23 protein-coding genes and 1 tRNA gene are annotated in these 17687 nt (G+C 55.2%); 13 read left to right on the top strand and 11 right to left on the bottom strand.

The window, feature by feature from the left end; all coding sequences use genetic code 11:
• The 6 genes from ABIE64_RS17220 to ABIE64_RS17245 all read right to left on the bottom strand — a co-directional run bounded on the left by ABIE64_RS17220 (nucleotide 1) and on the right by ABIE64_RS17245 (nucleotide 6490).
• Nucleotides 1-1965, bottom strand: coding sequence for a phage terminase large subunit family protein (locus ABIE64_RS17220; RefSeq protein ID WP_354378082.1), 1965 nt, complete (start codon nucleotides 1963-1965; stop codon nucleotides 1-3).
• 11 nt (nucleotides 1966-1976) lie between these two features.
• Nucleotides 1977-2618 carry a hypothetical protein gene (locus ABIE64_RS17225; RefSeq protein ID WP_354378083.1) on the bottom strand — a complete coding sequence of 214 codons (642 nt, stop codon included), beginning with the start codon at nucleotides 2616-2618 and terminating at the stop codon, nucleotides 1977-1979.
• Between the two features lie 751 nt (nucleotides 2619-3369).
• Nucleotides 3370-3996, bottom strand: a complete 627-nt coding sequence (locus ABIE64_RS17230; RefSeq protein ID WP_354378084.1) for a hypothetical protein — start codon at nucleotides 3994-3996, stop codon at nucleotides 3370-3372.
• 292 nt (nucleotides 3997-4288) lie between these two features.
• Entirely contained in the window at nucleotides 4289-5788 is a 1500-nt protein-coding gene (locus ABIE64_RS17235) for a DUF5906 domain-containing protein (RefSeq protein WP_354378085.1), read from the bottom strand.
• A 1-nt stretch (nucleotide 5789) separates the two neighbouring features.
• Entirely contained in the window at nucleotides 5790-6005 is a 216-nt protein-coding gene (locus ABIE64_RS17240) for a hypothetical protein (protein ID WP_196871161.1), read from the bottom strand.
• Nucleotides 6002-6490, bottom strand: a complete 489-nt coding sequence (locus ABIE64_RS17245; protein WP_196871160.1) for a hypothetical protein — start codon at nucleotides 6488-6490, stop codon at nucleotides 6002-6004. Before ABIE64_RS17245 ends, ABIE64_RS17240 begins: the two co-directional genes overlap by 4 nt.
• 387 nt (nucleotides 6491-6877) lie before the next feature.
• Between ABIE64_RS17245 and ABIE64_RS17250 the strand changes: the two genes are divergently transcribed.
• Together ABIE64_RS17250 and ABIE64_RS17255 are read left to right on the top strand one after the other, a co-directional pair.
• A complete protein-coding gene (locus tag ABIE64_RS17250; RefSeq protein ID WP_196871159.1) occupies nucleotides 6878-7066 on the top strand; it encodes a type II toxin-antitoxin system HicA family toxin in 189 nt (62 codons plus the stop codon).
• A 48-nt stretch (nucleotides 7067-7114) separates the two neighbouring features.
• Complete coding sequence (locus ABIE64_RS17255; protein ID WP_196871158.1) at nucleotides 7115-7501, top strand: type II toxin-antitoxin system HicB family antitoxin; 387 nt, start codon at nucleotides 7115-7117, stop codon at nucleotides 7499-7501.
• A gap of 68 nt (nucleotides 7502-7569) precedes the next feature.
• Here the strand turns inward: ABIE64_RS17255 and ABIE64_RS17260 are convergent, their stop codons facing one another.
• From ABIE64_RS17260 to ABIE64_RS17275, 4 genes are all read right to left on the bottom strand, one after another.
• Nucleotides 7570-8247, bottom strand: a complete 678-nt coding sequence (locus ABIE64_RS17260) for a hypothetical protein (RefSeq protein WP_196871157.1) — start codon at nucleotides 8245-8247, stop codon at nucleotides 7570-7572.
• Nucleotides 8247-10343 (bottom strand): CHC2 zinc finger domain-containing protein, encoded by a 2097-nt coding sequence (locus ABIE64_RS17265; RefSeq protein ID WP_354378086.1) that lies wholly within the window; start codon nucleotides 10341-10343, stop codon nucleotides 8247-8249. The genes ABIE64_RS17260 and ABIE64_RS17265 overlap by 1 nt, the downstream gene beginning before the upstream one ends.
• The gene (locus ABIE64_RS17270) at nucleotides 10340-10723 is read right to left on the bottom strand and encodes a hypothetical protein (RefSeq protein WP_354378087.1); all 384 of its coding nucleotides are present in this window, start codon (nucleotides 10721-10723) and stop codon (nucleotides 10340-10342) included. The genes ABIE64_RS17265 and ABIE64_RS17270 overlap by 4 nt, the downstream gene beginning before the upstream one ends.
• Before the next feature lie 90 nt (nucleotides 10724-10813).
• Nucleotides 10814-11119, bottom strand: coding sequence for a helix-turn-helix transcriptional regulator (locus ABIE64_RS17275; RefSeq protein ID WP_354378088.1), 306 nt, complete (start codon nucleotides 11117-11119; stop codon nucleotides 10814-10816).
• A gap of 56 nt (nucleotides 11120-11175) precedes the next feature.
• Here ABIE64_RS17275 and ABIE64_RS17280 point away from each other — a divergent pair, with 56 nt between their 5' ends.
• The 11 genes from ABIE64_RS17280 (at nucleotide 11176) to ABIE64_RS17330 (ending at nucleotide 17389) form a co-directional block, all read left to right on the top strand.
• A complete protein-coding gene (locus ABIE64_RS17280) occupies nucleotides 11176-11916 on the top strand; it encodes a LexA family protein (RefSeq protein ID WP_354378089.1) in 741 nt (246 codons plus the stop codon).
• Between the two features lie 201 nt (nucleotides 11917-12117).
• Complete coding sequence (locus tag ABIE64_RS17285; protein WP_354378090.1) at nucleotides 12118-12348, top strand: hypothetical protein; 231 nt, start codon at nucleotides 12118-12120, stop codon at nucleotides 12346-12348.
• 113 nt (nucleotides 12349-12461) lie between these two features.
• Nucleotides 12462-12686: a hypothetical protein gene (locus ABIE64_RS17290; RefSeq protein WP_196871146.1), complete on the top strand. Its 225-nt coding sequence runs from the start codon at nucleotides 12462-12464 to the stop codon at nucleotides 12684-12686.
• Nucleotides 12683-13075 (top strand): hypothetical protein, encoded by a 393-nt coding sequence (locus ABIE64_RS17295; protein WP_354378091.1) that lies wholly within the window; start codon nucleotides 12683-12685, stop codon nucleotides 13073-13075. Before ABIE64_RS17290 ends, ABIE64_RS17295 begins: the two co-directional genes overlap by 4 nt.
• 28 nt (nucleotides 13076-13103) lie before the next feature.
• Nucleotides 13104-13460 (top strand): YfdP family phage-associated protein, encoded by a 357-nt coding sequence (locus ABIE64_RS17300; protein ID WP_230729360.1) that lies wholly within the window; start codon nucleotides 13104-13106, stop codon nucleotides 13458-13460.
• A gap of 37 nt (nucleotides 13461-13497) precedes the next feature.
• The gene (locus tag ABIE64_RS17305) at nucleotides 13498-14448 is read left to right on the top strand and encodes a DUF2303 family protein (protein WP_354378092.1); all 951 of its coding nucleotides are present in this window, start codon (nucleotides 13498-13500) and stop codon (nucleotides 14446-14448) included.
• A gap of 58 nt (nucleotides 14449-14506) precedes the next feature.
• Complete coding sequence (locus ABIE64_RS17310; RefSeq protein WP_354378093.1) at nucleotides 14507-15115, top strand: hypothetical protein; 609 nt, start codon at nucleotides 14507-14509, stop codon at nucleotides 15113-15115.
• Nucleotides 15112-15306: a hypothetical protein gene (locus ABIE64_RS17315; RefSeq protein WP_354378094.1), complete on the top strand. Its 195-nt coding sequence runs from the start codon at nucleotides 15112-15114 to the stop codon at nucleotides 15304-15306. The genes ABIE64_RS17310 and ABIE64_RS17315 overlap by 4 nt, the downstream gene beginning before the upstream one ends.
• A 96-nt stretch (nucleotides 15307-15402) precedes the next feature.
• Complete coding sequence (locus ABIE64_RS17320; protein ID WP_354378095.1) at nucleotides 15403-16077, top strand: hypothetical protein; 675 nt, start codon at nucleotides 15403-15405, stop codon at nucleotides 16075-16077.
• Nucleotides 16074-17069, top strand: coding sequence for a DNA cytosine methyltransferase (locus ABIE64_RS17325; protein ID WP_354378096.1), 996 nt, complete (start codon nucleotides 16074-16076; stop codon nucleotides 17067-17069). The genes ABIE64_RS17320 and ABIE64_RS17325 overlap by 4 nt, the downstream gene beginning before the upstream one ends.
• Complete coding sequence (locus ABIE64_RS17330) at nucleotides 17066-17389, top strand: hypothetical protein (RefSeq protein WP_354378097.1); 324 nt, start codon at nucleotides 17066-17068, stop codon at nucleotides 17387-17389. The genes ABIE64_RS17325 and ABIE64_RS17330 overlap by 4 nt, the downstream gene beginning before the upstream one ends.
• A gap of 78 nt (nucleotides 17390-17467) precedes the next feature.
• Here ABIE64_RS17330 and ABIE64_RS17335 read toward each other — a convergent pair.
• Nucleotides 17468-17544, bottom strand: a tRNA-His gene (locus ABIE64_RS17335).
• Between the last annotated feature and the right edge of the window lie 143 nt (nucleotides 17545-17687).

The raw sequence follows: 17687 nt of genomic DNA on the forward strand, positions 1-17687 counted from the left end.
TCAGCTCGCATATTTTAGCGCGCGACGCCTAGCCGGTGAAATGCCAGCAGGCCCAGATTTATTGATTGTCGCGGGCTGGGTTTGCAGGGGAGCAGGCGCGGGATTGGAATTGGTTTTGAGCAGCAAATCCTCAATATCCAACTGCCCAGTAACCGGCCTGATCTCGCGCTCTTGCAGCAATCTTTCCCAAGTCTCAGGCGGCATGTCGCGCCACCCCTTGGTGATTGCAGCGGCTTCACCATAAATTGCCGTGTCTAGAACCTCGTTGCGAACACCGTCCGACTTTACCCAGACGTATTCTGGCGGCGCACCGAGGGTTTTGGACCGCTTTGCAACGCGTTTTTCGGACGTGTATTGCTCAAACCATTCATCCTCAAAACCGCTGGCAAGCGCAACATACCCGCGCTGCAACGGGTCGGACTTTTCCAAGTTCCGATAAAGCGAGAGTTTAAATTTGCTGACACAAAGATTGTAAAAAGGCCGACCGCGACGCTTTTTCTTGCGCCCGCGACGGTCCCTTTCGTCTTTGATTTCCGCTATCAAAGGGGCGGTTTCACCCTTCCGACCACGAATAACCATTACCTTTGTGCGAGAGTGACTTTTGGCCCAATCAAACACGTCCTCGGTGTATGCGTTGCCATCAATCGCCATCATATCGACAGCTATTCTGTTGCCCGCAGCATTAGGCCAGGTCGACTTGATCAACTCATCAAGTCTTTTGCGCGTTTCCTCTTCGCCGATGAAGCCATCCACTTTGCCGTAATCGACCGTCGCCTTCTTCAGATCGGGTCCAAATGCCTGCAGGTGCCATTCGAGGCGATCACCTTGAACGTCGACCCCAAGCGTAAGAAGCGGGAAACCCCAAGGGATTATCCCACGGCGATGACCGGTGGCATCTGCGCGCTTTTTCAGTTCATCAAATGGCGGCGCTTCGCCTTGTACTTCATAAGGCAGACCAAGCGCATCATTGAAGAAAGTCTTTTCCGAATCTGGATCACCTGCCGACCTTATCCATTCCTCGGCGATGCGTTGCCAAGCCATCAAAGGAGCGTATGCGGACCAAAGATGAAAGCTTCGGTGCGACGCTTTCCTCTCAGGACGATCCGCCACCCATTTGCCACGCTTGACCATTTCCCGACGGTGGCGCTGTTCAATTACGCAACCTTCGCAAGGACAGATGAAGTGAGACTTCGCCGGGTTTTCAAAATCGACAACGAAGTTTTCCCATTCAAGTGAATGATAATTGCCACAGCCCGGACAAGGAACGTGGAATTTCTCCTGCGATCCTGCCCGATAGTTCCGAGTGATGCGGCACCCCGGCCAAACCAAAGCCGTCGAATTCTTGAAGATTTTCGCGTCTTCGAACGCCTGTGATCGAGAACTTGCTAAAACTTCCGGATCACCCGCGACCGGGTCGTTTTCCCACTTGGCAAGATCGTCCTGCACTTGTCTTTTCATAGAAATCATGGACAGGCTGGCAGAAGATGATGCGCCAGATACCTGAATACCACCACGCATATCGCGGCGCTCGATGTAATCCCATGAGCCTTCATTGCGACCGTAGGAAAACTCCTTCATGGCTGCGGGCATTTTCATGATCATTGGACGGAGTTTTGTCTTGGCCCAACGTGACGCGTTACCTTCTGTAGGGTGAACGTAAAGAAAGAACCCCGGGTCCTGTAGGGAAGTGCCAAGCATGAAAGCTTGCGCAACAATGGTTCCGCCGATCTGGGCGGATTTACGAAGCGTAACAATGCGGCAAGGATCTTCCGGTCCAAGGGCGCTTAGAATTTCAGAAAAGAACGGAAACAGATCGCCATTCCAAGGCCCGGGGAAAGGGCTGTCAGACCCAAACGAAATATTGTCCGCCGCCCACTTGTTCAAATCCACAGGCGGCGCAGGCACAAGGATGGTTGCCAAAGTATCGGCAATCAAATGATCAGGGTTTCGTAGTAGAATTGCCATCGCGTTTCCATTCAGACCGCGCTGGCGTCGTCCTCGCTGTCGATCGCTTCCTCGTCATAATCGGGAAGCTCGTTCTGCAGCTCGCGGCTATGCCGTGCCAACTTCTCGCGCGTGCCTCGAAACAGGTTCCTGAGTTTGTGTTTGAGTTCCTTGACCGAACCGCCAGTTTCCGCAGACAATTCCTCGGCCCAATGTGCTAGGTCCGCTTCAAACCCATCAATCATTGAACCCACATGTCGTGAAACCGTCGACCGGATCACATCGGACCTGACGTAAACGCCCTTCTTTTCACGGCGCTTTTCTTCCAAGTCCTCATTTTCATGCTGAATTTTCCGCAGACGTTCCTGCTTGTAGAGATCGTCTGTGGTGGGAGCCCGCAATACCGAAGTATTCTCAGTCGGCAACGGCGTTTCAACACTGCCGTCGACAGTGTTTAAGTCCGCGCGACCATTCGCTGCCCGCTGATCCAGATCGAGCGTCGCCTTTAGCTGCACCATCGCAGCCGCAACCACAATCTTTGCTGTCCGCCCTTCACCTTGGATGGCATCGCCAGTGATTTTGCTTTCGCTAATCAACTGAGACACCCGCGCCTTTGACACGCCGATCAATCTGGCAAACTCAGACTTTGAAACAACCTCGGAAGATGATGCCATTCCGCCACCAGATTTCGTCAGATACAGGTTCGATTAAGGATAGTTGCGGGTTCTTAACACCCGGAGTTAAGGCCGTTGTTAAGTTGTTAAGGCTCGTGAAAGTCAGGAAACGGAGCGAATACAAACGGTTCGCTTTACCCGTTAGGCGAAACATCCCGGGAAGGACCCGTGCATTTTTCCGGGCCTAGTCGTAAACGCGACGTACCCAATGCGCCCCGCAACACCCGCAATACATCCGATATCGGCGTGGCCCGACTTCATCGCCGAGACGGAGGGCCGAAAGGGTTGCGAGGCTGGCGTTGCCACATGACATACAACCAGCCTCGCCAGGTTCATCGCATTGTTCTTGCGGTTCGCTCTTCGGGTATTCTTCACGCATCTGACAAACTTTCGATTTCGATGCTGACGAGGACGGCGGTTCGCCGGTTGCCCCACACCGGCCACGCCCAAACCGGTAGTCGGCGCCCCGCCGTCCACGTCAACACCCAAAAAGAACGACCCGCACAGGCATTGCCCGGCGGGTCATAAGTTCTGGAAACAAGGGTGGAAAAAGATCGAGTTACATGACAACGCCTTTCGGTATCGATCACAGACAAGCAATCACCCCGACCGATTCTGAAATGCAAACGCCCCGCCTATTTCTAGGCAGGGCGCGCACAACAGCAATCGAGGCAAGAAAAAACGCCTGCCGGAATGTTCCGTACAGGCGCTTTTTTGTTCGGGGGTAGATTGTCAAATACATGCGCGTAAGTCAAGCCACTTTATCGCATGATAAACCATTCCCCGGCCCCATGATCATCCACGGCTCTTTTGGCGGCAATTCGCGGGTCAGGCGCCACTGCACCAAACCGCCCTGATTTTCCGCCGCCTCGCGAACCAATTCCTGCAGGTAATGAAGCGCCGCCCACCAAACCCGGTATTCCGACCGCGCAACACGGACGATATCGGGCAACTTTCCCACCCGCTTGACCCGGCAGCTCTCCCGCACAAGGTTTCGATTGGCATCCCGGGCGGGCTTGACCAAACCGGTAACGGGATCAATGTCCGCCTCAAAGCGCAATTCACCATCCGCAATCCAATCCGGGCGTAGGGCGCTTTCACCATAAGACCGGATCAGGCTTGCCCCCTCGGCGCTGACCTCCATCACCAAGCGCCACGCCTCGTAAACGACGGATGCATCGGGATGAATGTCATAGCCGGTCGCCCCGCCCCCGCCGCTGATCCGTTCGCCATAGCCCACCGTCGTCCGCTGCAATTGCGCCAGTATCGGAAATATGCCCCGGTCCTGACCGACCATCATGGCGACCTTTTCCCGCTCAAAGGCCCAGTTTACCAGCCTTTCAATGCCAATCGGCTTTATCAGATTTTCTCGGTCCATTGCTTGCCTGCCTTTTACCGTCCCAACGGCGTCCTGATTTCTGAAATTCTTTCGGGACAAATCGGGGTGTATTTGTTGTTTAATTTCAGTAGCTTATGTTTTCTGTCCTATATATCCCGTATTACCCATGTATATGTATTATGTGTATATACGCCCGCCCACACACATATATGCACGACGTGGGACTTTTGGGACAAATAGGACCAGCCTAGAAAACCCTTGGTTTTTCCGTCCCCCACACCCTTAAAAAGTAAGGACATGGCGGGACGAAAAACCAGACAGACCACGCCCGTCAAAGGTCATCAGGCGACAAATCAGAAACCCCCACGCCAGATTGCCCCTGATCTCCATCGTCAAGGTCGCCTTCATCCCAATCGATGTCCGTCCGGATCATTTCGGCAAACAACCGTCGGCTTTCATCAAGCGGCGGGAATTGATAGACATACTTGCGCTGCCCATGGTCAAACCTTCGCCTGCCCGCCGTAATGCCCGGGCATATGCGCAATAATCGCCTGCCAAACTGCTCCTCCGTCATCGGGAATTTTCGCCCGCGCTGCGTGACCCATTGCAGATAGTTGGCATAAACATCCGATTTCGGCAGATACGGCATCCAATGTTGCACCCCGTCACCCTGGAATGTCACATGCCCGCGCCGCAGGCACACAAGCCACCAGCTTTCCTCGACCGACAGGCTGGATAGTTTCTGATCGGCCAACGCCGCCGTTTTCGGAATATCCCAAAGGTTGACGCTATCAAGATCAAACGCCAGCAAATAGCCAAGCAACGCCTCGTACCCGCCATCCTCAAGCTGCTGGATCATTTCGCCAAAATACTGCCGGTTTTGCTGGCTGCGATTGGCCACATCAAACACCGCAAACCGGCGTTCATCATGCCCCGCCGGAACAACCCAATCGTTGTTGGATGTCACCAGCAAATGGACATAGTTCTTGACCCGGAAGGCATCGACGCCCTTTCGCTCGATCATATGATAATCGGATGTCACAAGCCCCTTTAACCGCCCCTCGGCGTGCTTGTCACCGGCCCAGAAACCTTCATCCGCCTGCAAGAGCAACGTCGATGCCAGGTGCGCGTTAAAGTTCCCGACCACATAACGCGGATCATCGACCAAGGCATAATGATCTTCGATCAACCGCCCCAAGGTTTGCCCGAACAACGTCTTGCCGCTGCCCTGCCCGCCGCGCAACACCACGGCAACCCCGGCCCGCTCGGTCGGCTTCTGGAACATATGCGCCGCCCATCCCATGATGAACCTAAAATGCGCCTCGTTCCCGCCCGCGATATTGGTGCGCACGTGATCAAGGAAGATGTCGCATTTCCTTTCACATTCATCGTAATCCGCAGGCAAACTGAAACCGCGCCAAAGGTTATAAACACCCCACGGCGTCGTGCTTCCCGGTGCAAAGGAAACCCCTCGATATTGCCGCCTTTGCGGGTCCTTGAACCAAAGCTTGGACCACGAGACCGACTTATCCTTGGAAACCCGCTGTTCTTGGTTGGCAAACCACGCATGAAAGGCATCAACCGACATCAGGTTGACACGATCTTCGACCGGGCATTCACCGCGCTTGAAGTTTTCTTCCAAAATCAGCGGCTTCCCCCCCATCATGACAAGCGCATAATGCTCGTTCATCGCATCGACGTCATACAAAACATCCTCGGGATCAAGCTTCGCACCATCAATGCCGACAATCTTCGCGCCATTGATAATCTGCTTCGCCGCCTCATAACTGGCATTGCGCTCTTGCGGTTCATTCGTTTGACCATCTGACATATCAGAACAACCTCTCCTGTTTTGGCTTGCGTTGATCGGCGGGCAATTCGCCAATCGGTTCGAATTCTTTTTCAAGTCCCGCAGCGATGCGCTTGTGGCGGTAAAATTCGGGCGGAATGTGTTCACTGCACCACCGACCATGATTGACCATGATGTGCGATCCGGCGCGTTTGCATCCGCGATGATCACATGGCTTAACGACAATGCGGCTTTTCATAGCAACCCCGCGTCAATTTCGATGGATAGAAGGTCGGAAAGCGCGGATGTAATCTGATCATGCGCCCAATCGTTGCCTTCGTCGGTCAACACCATTTCCGGGTCTAATTCACCCGCAACCGCGCGAATTTTTGTGACCGCCTCGACCAAGGACAGGGCCGCGCCAACCGAACACACACGGCGATGGTGATGTGGTTTGCGCGGATCAAATCCATCGACGCCGAACGTGCGATACCGGGCGATCATCAACCCCACATCAGGCGGCATCGGGAGCGCGGAAATTTTGACGTTGGGGGATGTGCGCAAGCAACCCAAAGCGCTGCGCACCATGTAATCGCGGACATAGGGAAACAGCATCGTCGCAACATCGGTTGCGCGACGATGGATTGCGGCACGTTCAGCACGGGAAAGACCGCGCACGGTGGCATTATCTGTTTTGATCTGGGGATTTTCAGGCGGATTCCGCCCGGAAACATCATCGGTCATGTCAAAGCCCTCTGGTCGGCGTTTCACAACACCACCAATGAGGCTTTGAAGGACCGCACTGGTGGCGGGAGGCTTCAAACCTGTCCAGAGGCAGGCGGGTTTATTCCCCCGAAGGGTCTTATATTCACCGCCCTCCCGCCCTAAGCGAGAAGATGCACCCAAATTTCGGGCACAAAAATAGCCGTAACTGACGTGACGGCTGACCGTCTGGAACAGGAGGTTTGAAGGCCCCCACAACGGATTTTTCCCGTTGATGGGACGCACCATACGCCCAGCTCGCCGGACAGTCAACCCGGCACTATTTTTATGCGCATTTGCTGTATTTTTTCCTTGACGATTATACAGCATGTGCGCATAATACCCCCATGAACAACGGAAGCGGAGGCCATGGACAGTAAATCGATCATCAAGGCGCTTGAGGCTGACGGATGGTTTCTTGTGAATGTCAAAGGCAGTCACCATCAGTTCAAACACCCAAGCAAACCCGGACGCACCACCGTCCTTCATCCGAAAAAGGACATAAGGATCGGGACGCTCCGAAGTATCGAGAAACAATCCGGGGTGAAGCTGCGATAAGCAGCTTCCCCCATCCATGACCCCGCATAATGCAAAGGCGACAGAACGATGAAACAGACCTATTGGGGTGTCATTTTCAAAGATGACGACACCGATTATTCGATTGTTTTCCCCGATTTCCCCGGCTGCGTGACGGGCGGAAAAGACATGCAGGAATTGCTCGAAATGGCGAACGAGGCTTTGACCTTTCACATCGACGGCATGCATGAAGACGGCGACGATATTCCGGTCCCGACCGCCTTCGAAGCCCTGCCGGCCAATCCGGAACCCGAATGCACCGAAATCTCGCGCATTCCGGTCACGGTTGCCGTCCCCGGCAAGAAACGCCGGATGAACCTGACCCTTGACGGCAATCTGATTGACCAGATCGAAGCCAAACACGGCAAACGCGCGGTTTCCGGTTTTCTGGAAGAAGCCGCAAGGCGTGCCCTTTGATATTTTCCGCAAGCGGCCTGTATGCCCCCGCATCTGGCCGCTTGCGGATTGAATGTTTGCACCCGGCATCAAATCAACACCCCCTGCACACCCGAAGGCATCACAAGACTTGATTGCGCTGTCGGCGTCACTTGAGCAGGCAAAAACAGGTCAAGGTTGCCCATTTTCGGCTTTGGCAGCGTATCCCAAAGGGTCGGGCCGGAATAATCGCGGACGAACCCGAACCAAGCGCAATCAAGCGCGCCATTACCAAGGCCAAGGCTATCGATGCGCCATGACAGCTCCAGCTTGTATTTGGGCCGGATACGCGCCTTGAACCCCTGCCGGTTGGCGGTTTGGTAATAGTTGGTTTTAAGCAACATCCAGACCTCTTCCATATGCAGGCGCATGGCATGCTCGATAAAAGCCTGCGCCAGCGTGAAGGGCGGGTTTGTAATGATTTTCGATGCGCGTGGGCGCGTGGTGGCAAGGAAATCAACCCCGCCCTCGCCGTAACCCCGATCAATCAGATCCGTGCAAATGACCTTGCAGCCATGAAATTCAAGCACCTTCGCCAACCGGCCATCGCCACACGCGCATTCCCAATATTTGCCCCCGGCAAGATGCGGCATGGCGCGCATAAGCGCCTCGGTCGCCTCGGGCGGCGTGGGATAGAACTGATTTTCGTCCGGGCGTTCCCAATCGACCTTGCCCGACTGACCGCCTTGCATCATGGCGCCCTTGTTGGTTTTGGATTTCTTCACCATCACGCCGCCCCCAAGATCATCGAGTTGAAATCTGTACCTGGCTTTGACATGGCCACACGACCCTTGCAGCCCTCTTGGGCCGCACGGCGGCAACCACGCTCAAGCTTGGCGCGCAGCATCGGCATGTCTTTGGTATCGCCATCACCAAGGAAAATCCTCTCGCGGCATTCCCGCGGCCAGATCATGCCCGGGCGCGCCATATCGGGCACAACGGCGGGCAAACGACGCCGCCCGTCATAAGGATGACGATCCCCCTTGGCATCCATCAGGCAGGCACCGACAAGGTTATCCAGCGAATAGGAACACCAGCCGGAATGCCCGGAAACCATCATGCCGGAATAGGTCGTTTCCAACCCCTCGCCGCCCACCATCACAAAGGCCGGTTTGCCAAGCCGCATGGCCGCTGTTGACGGATCGCCCATCACGCGCTTGGTATTCAGATCTCGGTCATCATCGGGCGCGGGAAGCTTCAACCGCCCCTTTGGCTGATCCAGATCGATGCAGGTGATATGACAGGCGGCAAACCGGTCATCGCGATATTGCATGACGGTCAGCAAGGCTGGACCTGTCCAGATCGCCTCGGGCTTTTTGGCATCCCGCGCACGATACCAGAATTCATAATCGGGCACGAACCGATGCACCGGGTTATGAAGGAACAATGCCCGATCAATCCCGCGATGTTGCGCAAGATAAACCTCGGCTGCGGTCCCTTCGATCCGAACGCCGCGTTGCCACATCCTTTGCCCGCGCCGACGGCGCTTTTCGGTTTCGGTTTCACGCGTCCCTTCATCCGCACGGCTGGCGATCTTGGGCTTGGGCGCGGCCTTGGGCTTTTCCGCCCGCCCGACATAATCGGTCAGATCAACACCCGCCTGCCACGCAAGCCCCTTGACCGCCTCGATAAAGGACTGGCCATAAACGCGCATCTGATAGCCGATAGCCGTTTCGTGGGCGCCACAGCCGAAACAGTTTCCGGTCAGGATATTGTCTTCAAGCGCAAAAGCATGAGTGCCTGGCACTTCTGCACAATAGACATCTTCGATCCGATCCGTTTCTTCGACCGAAACGACGGACCAGCGCATCCGAGGAAACGATTTGCTCGATGCCAGAAATCGGCCGCGAGCCTCGGCTCGCAAAATCATCACCGGATCAAGCGTATCCGGAACAAAGTGGATGCGATGCAATTCACTGTCCGAACCACCGTAACCTTCGCGCATTTGCGTCGTAATGCCGTAAGTCCCGATACCGAGCTTCTGAGCCGTATCACGAACCCATTCGAGTATCGACCGGTCCGCCGAATTCAGCATGACGGTACCGTCTTTGGCGACATGGCCATCTGTTGCCAAATACCCGGCGAGGAAACCCAGCAGATAGGCATCATCCCGCGAATCATCCGGCACGGATTTCATGTGCTGCCATTCGCGACCGCGATAAACACGCGCATACGGCATTCCATTGGATCGCCGCCCCTGCACGTTACCGCCCTGAAACCATTTCAAAAGGTCAAGCACCTTGCCGCCATGCAAGGTTACTTCCCCGTAACGCGAATACTGCAAGTAACCATCGCCAAAAACGATGCCATGCACAACACCGTCAGCATCCAAGGACCAGTCAGACCGAGGAGCAGGAAGAACAAATTTCAGACGGTGACCGGGCTTTAAATCACTCGTTGTAATCGCGGTATTACGGCCCCGAATGAACCAGCGGTGCCCCGCCGTGGCATACACCACCTTGGCGACACCATTGCGGCGCAAACTCACCCGCAAAAGCGGTTGCTTGCCATAAGATTTGAACTCGGCATCAACCCAGACACCGCCAACAGTCAGAACCTTTTGGGTCGTATCGACAAGCTCATCTATCCGCGAAGAACCCCCAAAGGTCATGACCTTTGTTTCTGCGGCGAAGCAATGTGCAAACCCTTTGTCAGGCCGAACAGTGAAGGATGGCGTGCGTTCGGAATGGAACGGGCAAAGCCCCTGATATTCACGCCCCGATTTGATCAGCTTGACGCCGGAATTAGCGACCAGATCAACCAGATCGGTGCGGGAAATGATGTCATCAAGAATGGATTGCGGGATGGGGGTGCGCTGGATCATGCCGCCACCCCGCAAAGTCTGGGTTGCGGCTCTAGGGCGACACTCATGCGATCCGCTGCCTCGCGCAAAAGGGCGGCGATGGACCGGATCAGGGCGCGTAATCCGGCACGTTCGGCATCAAACCCACCCAAAACCCCGGCGCGATGAAGCTGGGCGGCGTAACTTTCAAAATGCGGGCACCCTGCCCCGGCCCGGGCCGATGCGATATCGGCATCAACCGCGGCCTGCATATTGATCACATCGCCGCGCATCGGATTGGCGCATTGACGCAACCGGGAATAGGAAACCCCGCAAACTCCGGCCAAGGCCTCGCCACCGACGGCATGCATGGCCTTGGTGGTCGCATCGGCGAAACTGTTTTCGGATCGAACATATGGCATGGCTATCAAACCTTCCCGATTTGGGAGTTGAGCCCGATCCATCGGTTGAGATAAATCGAAACAACAACAGGGCAACAGACACGAAGCCAGTTACGAAGCAGCTTTGATGATCACGAAACCATAGAAGTCATTTGGCGTGACAGCCCCGCCAGTCGCCGCCCAAACACGATGGGCAGTCTCAACATTGGGCATCTGACTTCCATCGCACAAACGGGTAACCATCGAAGGACTAACCCCGATGCGCGCTGCAAATTCGATCTTTTTGGTTTTCGTGGCTTTAAGCCATTCACTGAGCTTCATAAGCCATAATTTGCAGATATCGACATAATAGGCAAGTGCAAAAGATGGCCGAATTTCCAATTGGCTGATTTCGGCATTCCATTTTTGCTGTTTCATGAAAAGACGAAATTGCGGATTTCTGCAAAAGTGGCGACAAATTTGGAGAAAGCAACATGCCAACCACCGAACGCGAAAAGCGCCTAAAAGCACTCAAGGACGCCACTGAAGCAGCACAGGACGAACGCGCCGAAATTGCCGAGAAGCTGGATCGCGGCGAAATAGAAGACCCTGAAGATCAAGAAGCACTCGAACACCACATCAGCAGGTTCTCCACCAACAACATCCGAACATTCAGAAAGAAACGCGGATGGTCGCAAGGCGAGCTGGCAGAGCGTGTAAACGGCACCACCAGCCAAATCTCTCGCCTTGAAAATGGCAACCTACAACTAACCATGAAGTGGCTAGAAAGCCTCGCAAACGCACTCGGATGCAAGCCATATCAACTGATCTCCAACATAAGAGAAACCGTTAAGGTCCCCGTCATCGGATGGGTCTCAGCGGGCGCCTTCACCAACTCAGAAACCGTTGCCATCGACGAGATAAGCCGGCACGACACAATAGAGTGCGCAGACGTAGACCCCAAAAGCTGCTTCGCCCTTCGCATCAACGGCGATTCCATGAACCTGATCGCGCCAGAAGGATCCACGATCATCGTGGATGTCAGCCGCAAAGACCCAGTGGACAAAAAGTTCTATGTAGTCGCCAACAATGGCGGGGAAGCCACCTTTAAACAGTTCAAGAACAACCCACCCCGCCTTGAACCCTGCTCAACAAACCCCACACACGAAACAATCTTCCCCCACGGGGAGATACTAATCGTTGGCCGGGTAGTTCGTGTAATCCACGACCTATAAAAGACCTAACAACCCACCACAAACCGATCCCGCCACCCTGGCGGGATTTTTTTTGCGTCGAAAACTGCACAATCAACACACCAAAATCCCATAGAGAGAACAACAAGCGCCCTTAGTTTTTCGATTTTAGCAAATAAATATCTTTACTTATTTTTTCGATTTCTGCAAAGTTGGCGCATTCCGAACAAGGAGAACGCGCCCATGTCTCTTTCAAACACCGCCGTTAATGCCCTTGCTTTTGATCAGGGCTCCGGCGATCTGATCGCCGATTTCGGCCACCCGCATTTCCCGGGCTGGATGCTGATCATGACGCTGCTGGTTCTGACCATCGCAGCGCAAAGCATGATGTCGCCCAACACCGCGATCATTCGCCCGCGCCCGTCACGCCCCGCCATCACCCGCCTTGTGCGGCGACCGGACGGGAGCCAGTGACATGCGCAGCTTTCACAAATGCCTTGAAAACTGGAAAGACCATATCGACGCATTCCTGCGTGCGATGTGGGACGACCCCGAACCACGGCACAAACCGGGAAAGGGTCATTGATATGTCATTGATGATCATGACCCAGCACGACGCAAAGCCGGTCATCACCGAGGCCATCAGCCACGGCGCCAACGGCTTTAGCGGCATCATCACCCTTCGCTTTGGCGACCTGTCGATCCAGATCGATGACCACACCGCCGAACAGATCGAAACCGGTCTGCAGGCCAGCCGCCAGAAACTCAAGGACGCCATCACAGCAAATAATAACCGGAGGACGGCAGCATGACCGCATCCGTGACCCAATTCCCGAAATCTCCGACCGTGATCCCAATCCGCCAGCAGATCGCCAATCTGGCCGTTATGCCCGCACCGGGATCGACCCTGATCTTTATCCGCGACGGCAAGATGGGCGCGGGCGAGGTCATCGTCGCCCTGCCGTCCGGGCAAATGATGGTGAAGGTCGAGGAAAAATCAAACCACCCGCAGGCCGGCAACAAAATCTGGATTTCGCGTCGCCAGGTCCGCACCCACGCAATTTTCCAGCCCATTTCCGAAGAAAAACCATGCGCTGCCCGCGACGTCCCTGCTGGCCAATCATGGGCTTTTCTCGACCATTGCCGCCTTTCCGAACTGGACCCTCAAAACCCGGACGACTTCCCACCGGCAGCGGCTTAATCAACCCCAGACCATAGGAGACGGTTCAATGTCGAACCACAACGGCGAACTCAAAAGCTTTGGCACCCTCATTCAATCGCTTGAGGAAGGCCAGCTTCACAGCGACCTGACCGATCAGATCACCGAAATTACCAAGGCCCTGCAGAACCACGTCATCAACCACGGCGGATCACCCAAAGCCGCACTTAGCCTGAAACTGAAATTCGGGCTTAAAGGCGGCGTGATCGAAGTCAGCGCCAATACCGACACCACCCTGCCGGTATCACCGCGCAGTCAGTCGATCCTTTGGCCGGATGAAAACGGCAACCTTTGCCGCCAGAACCCGCGCCAGCGCGACATGTTCAAGGACGTAAACGCGCCGGAATCCGAAACCCGCGCCGTTTAAGGCGCAAACACCCAACCCGAAGCAACGGAACATCACGATGACCACCGAAGCAAAAACATCTTTCCAGACTGAAACCGAGGCCGCGCACAAGCTGACCGCCAAATTCGGCGATCACAAGCTTGTTGAACTCAGCCATGACGGGATCAAGGTCCCGGTTATGATTCTGCCGGAAGGCCGCAACGCAAGCAGCATCACACGGTTTATCGACGAAGCCCGCGACCATCCGAAGCGCCGCGAAGGCACCAGCACGATGCAGAATCTTGACAGCTTTGTCGCCATGACAAACCGGTTCAAAAGCGACTACAGCGCTGTATTTGGCATCTGCAACGCCGAACAAGCCGACCTTTCACTGACCACTGTCTTTGACTACCACGACCCGGCAGAAGCGAAGGACGGCACACCGCGCTTCATGAAACACAAATGCACATACCGCTTCCCGGTTTCCGACGAATGGAAAGCATGGATGGCGATGGACGATGAATGGCTCAGCCAGAACGATTTCGCCGAGTTTCTGGAAGAGCACATTATTGACGTTGCCGCCCCACCCGCCTTTGACAGCAAGCCCGACCTGACCGAATTCGAAAAACACCTGCTTAACCTTGTCTCGACACTCGGCAGCAAATTTACCGGGCCGAGCGGGATTCTGGAACTTTCGCGGGGCTTGAGCATCCGGACGGAAGAAACCCTGCAGCATCGCCAAAGCCTCGCCACCGGCGAAATGGCCCTGACATTCAGCAACGAACACAAGAACACCGAAGGCGGCAAACTGGTGGTACCCGACCTATTGCTGATCAACATCCCGGTTTTCAAGAACGGCGCGAACTATCTGATCCCGGTTCGCCTACGGTTCCGCAAAGACGGACAAAAGCTGCTTTGGAAGTTTTTGCTTCACCGCACCGAACTGATCGTGAACCACGCCTTTGACGAAGGCTGCGCAAAGGTGAAGGCCGAAACCAACCTTCCACTTTTCATCGGCCAGTCCGAATAGGCCAGGTACGTATTTCCCGGCGGCAATTGCGCCGCCGGAAACCCCGAAAGGCACCCAAATGACCACGATTGTTTTAACCATGTCGGGCCGCAAAATCGACCTTCTGGCCCCCAAGACATCGGATATCTATTGGCCGGATGTCTGCTACGCCCTCTCAAACATCAACCGCTATACCGGGCACACCAAAATCCCGGTCGCGCAGCATTCCGTGATTGTCGCCGATCTGGTCAGCGCAGAGGCCGAGCCCTATGCCCTGATCCACGACGCCAAGGAATACATTACCGGCGACACCAGCACCCCGGAAAAGGACGCCGAGTACGAAGCGTTCTTTGCGCAATTCCCGATCCATGTCCGCAACGAGCTGCAGAACTTCCACAATGTCCGCATGGGCCGCGAGATCATCGAGGAAATGGTTGACGAGGCGATTCATACCGCCGCCGGTTTGCAATGGCCGGTCCCTGATCACATCGCCCGGGAAATCAAGCGCGCCGATCAGATCGCCTTGGCAACCGAAAGCCGCGACAACCTGCCCGAGCAGGTCGGCGACCCGAATATTCGCCCCCTGACCACCAAGGTCCAGCCGATGACCGCCGACGAAGCCCAGCACCTGTTTGCCAACCGCATTCAGGTAACCTTGCCGATCTTCATTCAGGACATGGCGGCATGAGCAACAACCACCCCCACATGCGCGGCGATGAAATCCTGCTTGTCGCCGAAATCGAAGCCGCAACCGCGCTGCGCAAGGCATTTGAAAGCCTCGACACCTATATCGAACGCTTTCCCGGTGCGCCCATCAACCGCGATGAATTTATCAGACGGGTCAGCCTTCGGGCCACCAATCAGGACGACGCGGCCTAGCCGCCTCGTTCCGCAGAACGGCGGGCAAGCCGGTTTCCCCACCGGCACCCAACCCGCCGTTCTCCGCGACGAGAAACCCGGAACAAGGACAGAACCATGCCCGATATTTTTGAACAGAATGCAGTTGCATATGAAGAAGCCAAACGCTCCCTTGCTGAACTGCAAGATCAAAGCATCGCGCTGGATTTTAAAATCCGCGCATGCCAGCGAATGATCAAGACAGATCCGGTTGCGGCACTTTTTGATCAGCTTGACGCCATTCATCAAATTACAACTGACAACCTCGACGATTTTTATTCTGGAGTTGAACTGTTCAACCTCTACGCAGATCAAATCGACTTGCGCGGCAAGGCCAGCGACCAAGCACGCTATATCTGTTTCATGAACGACCTTACGATCATAACCTGCGACCCGGATAGCATCCGCGATAGCGATATAGCAGGAATTAAAAACCGGATCGGCAAAACCCTAGACCGGCTGGCAAATGCGATCTGGCCGAGTGAATTGCTTTATGGCCATCGCATTCAGGATGCCAGTGATTACAAAGTCGCCTTTTACCCCGGCGCAATAAACGCCAACGACATGTTTCCGATCTGCGCAGCCCTCAAGGAAGAAGGGCGGAGCATCGACGCCGGAAGCCTCATTCCAGCGCGCCAAACCATGACCGAGGCAAGACGCCTCACAAACGCGATCAACCGGTCCCTCAGAGTATCCCCAGCAGACGCGAAAGAAATCATCGACGCCCTGCAGATCGACGAGGTGGCGGCATGAAACGCCCGCTCAAAGACAACACAATGAAGCGTATCTATCGCGGATTGCATAAATTCGTCTTTGACGCCAAGGAACCCTTTGTTGTCACGGTAAATCACGGCGGCGACCGATTCCGCGGGCAAGGTGTAAACGACCCGTTCATGACGGTCACCGCCGCACGGGACGGACACGGGCTGGTCGAAACAAAGATTGAACGTTATCGCGATTTCAAATGCGAAAACTGCGGCGAGGAAAATGGCGAAACTTGGTGGCCCACCTGTGAATGGTGCGGACATGAACACAGCGGCGCGATTGATAGCCACCTCACCACTGACATCGCCGCGCCTTTCATCCAAACTTACTATGGTCAAAAGCGCGAAGGCGAAACCCGTGGCGTCGATATGGGAGACGCTCTTCCAACGCAAACCACCGAGAATCGATTTGGGCTTGTTCAACCGTTCATCCAGCACATCCAGCATGCCAGCAAGATCAATGGAACGATGCCTGCAGACGAGCCGCTTCGAACGATAACGGCCACACCGAAGGGCGGCGGAATGGCGCTTGCTTGCGCGTCCCACTTGGTAAAACTGCGCGGGACCTGCAAGGACGGCCAACCAGTGACCGAGCCCACCCCAACGATCACAGCAGGCGGAAATCACGTTGGCGAGGTTCGCGCCTTCCTCATGAAATACTACGGAACCGCCGTCGGGCAGGACTGCAAGGAACCGCTTGATACCGTGACGGCAAATGACCGCTTCGGGCTGGTCATGATCAAGGGTGAGCTTTTCCAGATCATTGACATCGGGATGCGGATGCTATCGCCTCGGGAACTTTACGCCGCGCAAGGCTTCCCATCCGACTACAGGATCGGCGATCGCGACGGGTTCAAGTTTTCCAAAAGCCAGCAGGTCGCCAAATGCGGCAACTCGGTCTGCCCGCCCCTAGCAGCGGCATTGGTTCGCGCCAACGTCGAAAAAAGTACCATATTCGCGCCAATGGAGAGATCAGCATGAGCAACCTTCTATTCCTTTCCGCCAAACAGGTCGCCGACCGCTGGGCCGCTGTTGGCATTACCGGATCCGGCGACAAACCGATATCGGTCAAAACTTTTGCATGCTGGCGGTCGAATGGCGAAGGCCCGCAACAGGCTGTTGTCCGAGTCATGGGAAAAGTTCGATACAGCATTGAAGCGCTGCGGAAATACGAGAAGGAACAGTTCGGCCAAACTTGCGACGGCCCTGTTGACGCCCGCATGTCCGAAATGTCGACCGAGGAACTTCTGACAGCACGAAACCAGAAAACGGCGCAAAATCTGGAAAACAAGGCCGCATAACCAACCTAAATTTTGCTACCTATTTGCTACCTGAACCAAAAAGGGCTTAGAGGATGAACCTCTAAGCCCTTGAATTTTTGGGGCGAGTGATGGGACTTGAACCCACGGCCCCCAGAGCCACAATCTGGTGCTCTAACCACCTGAGCTACACCCGCCGTCGTGTGGCGCGGTTTTTATCGCCGGGAGCCCCGGACGTCAAGCGCATATTTTTACTTTTTTGCCCCGTTTTCCACCGAACTTCGCAAAGTCCCGCAAACCGGGCGACTGCGGGTTCTGTATCTGGTACTTATCATCACAA

It is taken from the genome of Thalassospira sp. MBR-102 (assembly GCF_040549275.1).
Lineage (GTDB): Bacteria > Pseudomonadota > Alphaproteobacteria > Rhodospirillales > Thalassospiraceae > Thalassospira > Thalassospira xiamenensis.

Coding starts and splice junctions, on each gene's coding strand:
- ABIE64_RS17220 (WP_354378082.1), bottom strand. CDS start 1,965: ATGGCAATTCTACTACGAAACCCTGATCATTTGATTGCCGATACTTTG.
- ABIE64_RS17225 (WP_354378083.1), bottom strand. CDS start 2,618: ATGGCATCATCTTCCGAGGTTGTTTCAAAGTCTGAGTTTGCCAGATTG.
- ABIE64_RS17230 (WP_354378084.1), bottom strand. CDS start 3,996: ATGGACCGAGAAAATCTGATAAAGCCGATTGGCATTGAAAGGCTGGTA.
- ABIE64_RS17235 (WP_354378085.1), bottom strand. CDS start 5,788: ATGTCAGATGGTCAAACGAATGAACCGCAAGAGCGCAATGCCAGTTAT.
- ABIE64_RS17240 (WP_196871161.1), bottom strand. CDS start 6,005: ATGAAAAGCCGCATTGTCGTTAAGCCATGTGATCATCGCGGATGCAAA.
- ABIE64_RS17245 (WP_196871160.1), bottom strand. CDS start 6,490: ATGACCGATGATGTTTCCGGGCGGAATCCGCCTGAAAATCCCCAGATC.
- ABIE64_RS17250 (WP_196871159.1), top strand. CDS start 6,878: ATGGACAGTAAATCGATCATCAAGGCGCTTGAGGCTGACGGATGGTTT.
- ABIE64_RS17255 (WP_196871158.1), top strand. CDS start 7,115: ATGAAACAGACCTATTGGGGTGTCATTTTCAAAGATGACGACACCGAT.
- ABIE64_RS17260 (WP_196871157.1), bottom strand. CDS start 8,247: ATGGTGAAGAAATCCAAAACCAACAAGGGCGCCATGATGCAAGGCGGT.
- ABIE64_RS17265 (WP_354378086.1), bottom strand. CDS start 10,343: ATGATCCAGCGCACCCCCATCCCGCAATCCATTCTTGATGACATCATT.
- ABIE64_RS17270 (WP_354378087.1), bottom strand. CDS start 10,723: ATGCCATATGTTCGATCCGAAAACAGTTTCGCCGATGCGACCACCAAG.
- ABIE64_RS17275 (WP_354378088.1), bottom strand. CDS start 11,119: ATGAAACAGCAAAAATGGAATGCCGAAATCAGCCAATTGGAAATTCGG.
- ABIE64_RS17280 (WP_354378089.1), top strand. CDS start 11,176: ATGCCAACCACCGAACGCGAAAAGCGCCTAAAAGCACTCAAGGACGCC.
- ABIE64_RS17285 (WP_354378090.1), top strand. CDS start 12,118: ATGTCTCTTTCAAACACCGCCGTTAATGCCCTTGCTTTTGATCAGGGC.
- ABIE64_RS17290 (WP_196871146.1), top strand. CDS start 12,462: ATGTCATTGATGATCATGACCCAGCACGACGCAAAGCCGGTCATCACC.
- ABIE64_RS17295 (WP_354378091.1), top strand. CDS start 12,683: ATGACCGCATCCGTGACCCAATTCCCGAAATCTCCGACCGTGATCCCA.
- ABIE64_RS17300 (WP_230729360.1), top strand. CDS start 13,104: ATGTCGAACCACAACGGCGAACTCAAAAGCTTTGGCACCCTCATTCAA.
- ABIE64_RS17305 (WP_354378092.1), top strand. CDS start 13,498: ATGACCACCGAAGCAAAAACATCTTTCCAGACTGAAACCGAGGCCGCG.
- ABIE64_RS17310 (WP_354378093.1), top strand. CDS start 14,507: ATGACCACGATTGTTTTAACCATGTCGGGCCGCAAAATCGACCTTCTG.
- ABIE64_RS17315 (WP_354378094.1), top strand. CDS start 15,112: ATGAGCAACAACCACCCCCACATGCGCGGCGATGAAATCCTGCTTGTC.
- ABIE64_RS17320 (WP_354378095.1), top strand. CDS start 15,403: ATGCCCGATATTTTTGAACAGAATGCAGTTGCATATGAAGAAGCCAAA.
- ABIE64_RS17325 (WP_354378096.1), top strand. CDS start 16,074: ATGAAACGCCCGCTCAAAGACAACACAATGAAGCGTATCTATCGCGGA.
- ABIE64_RS17330 (WP_354378097.1), top strand. CDS start 17,066: ATGAGCAACCTTCTATTCCTTTCCGCCAAACAGGTCGCCGACCGCTGG.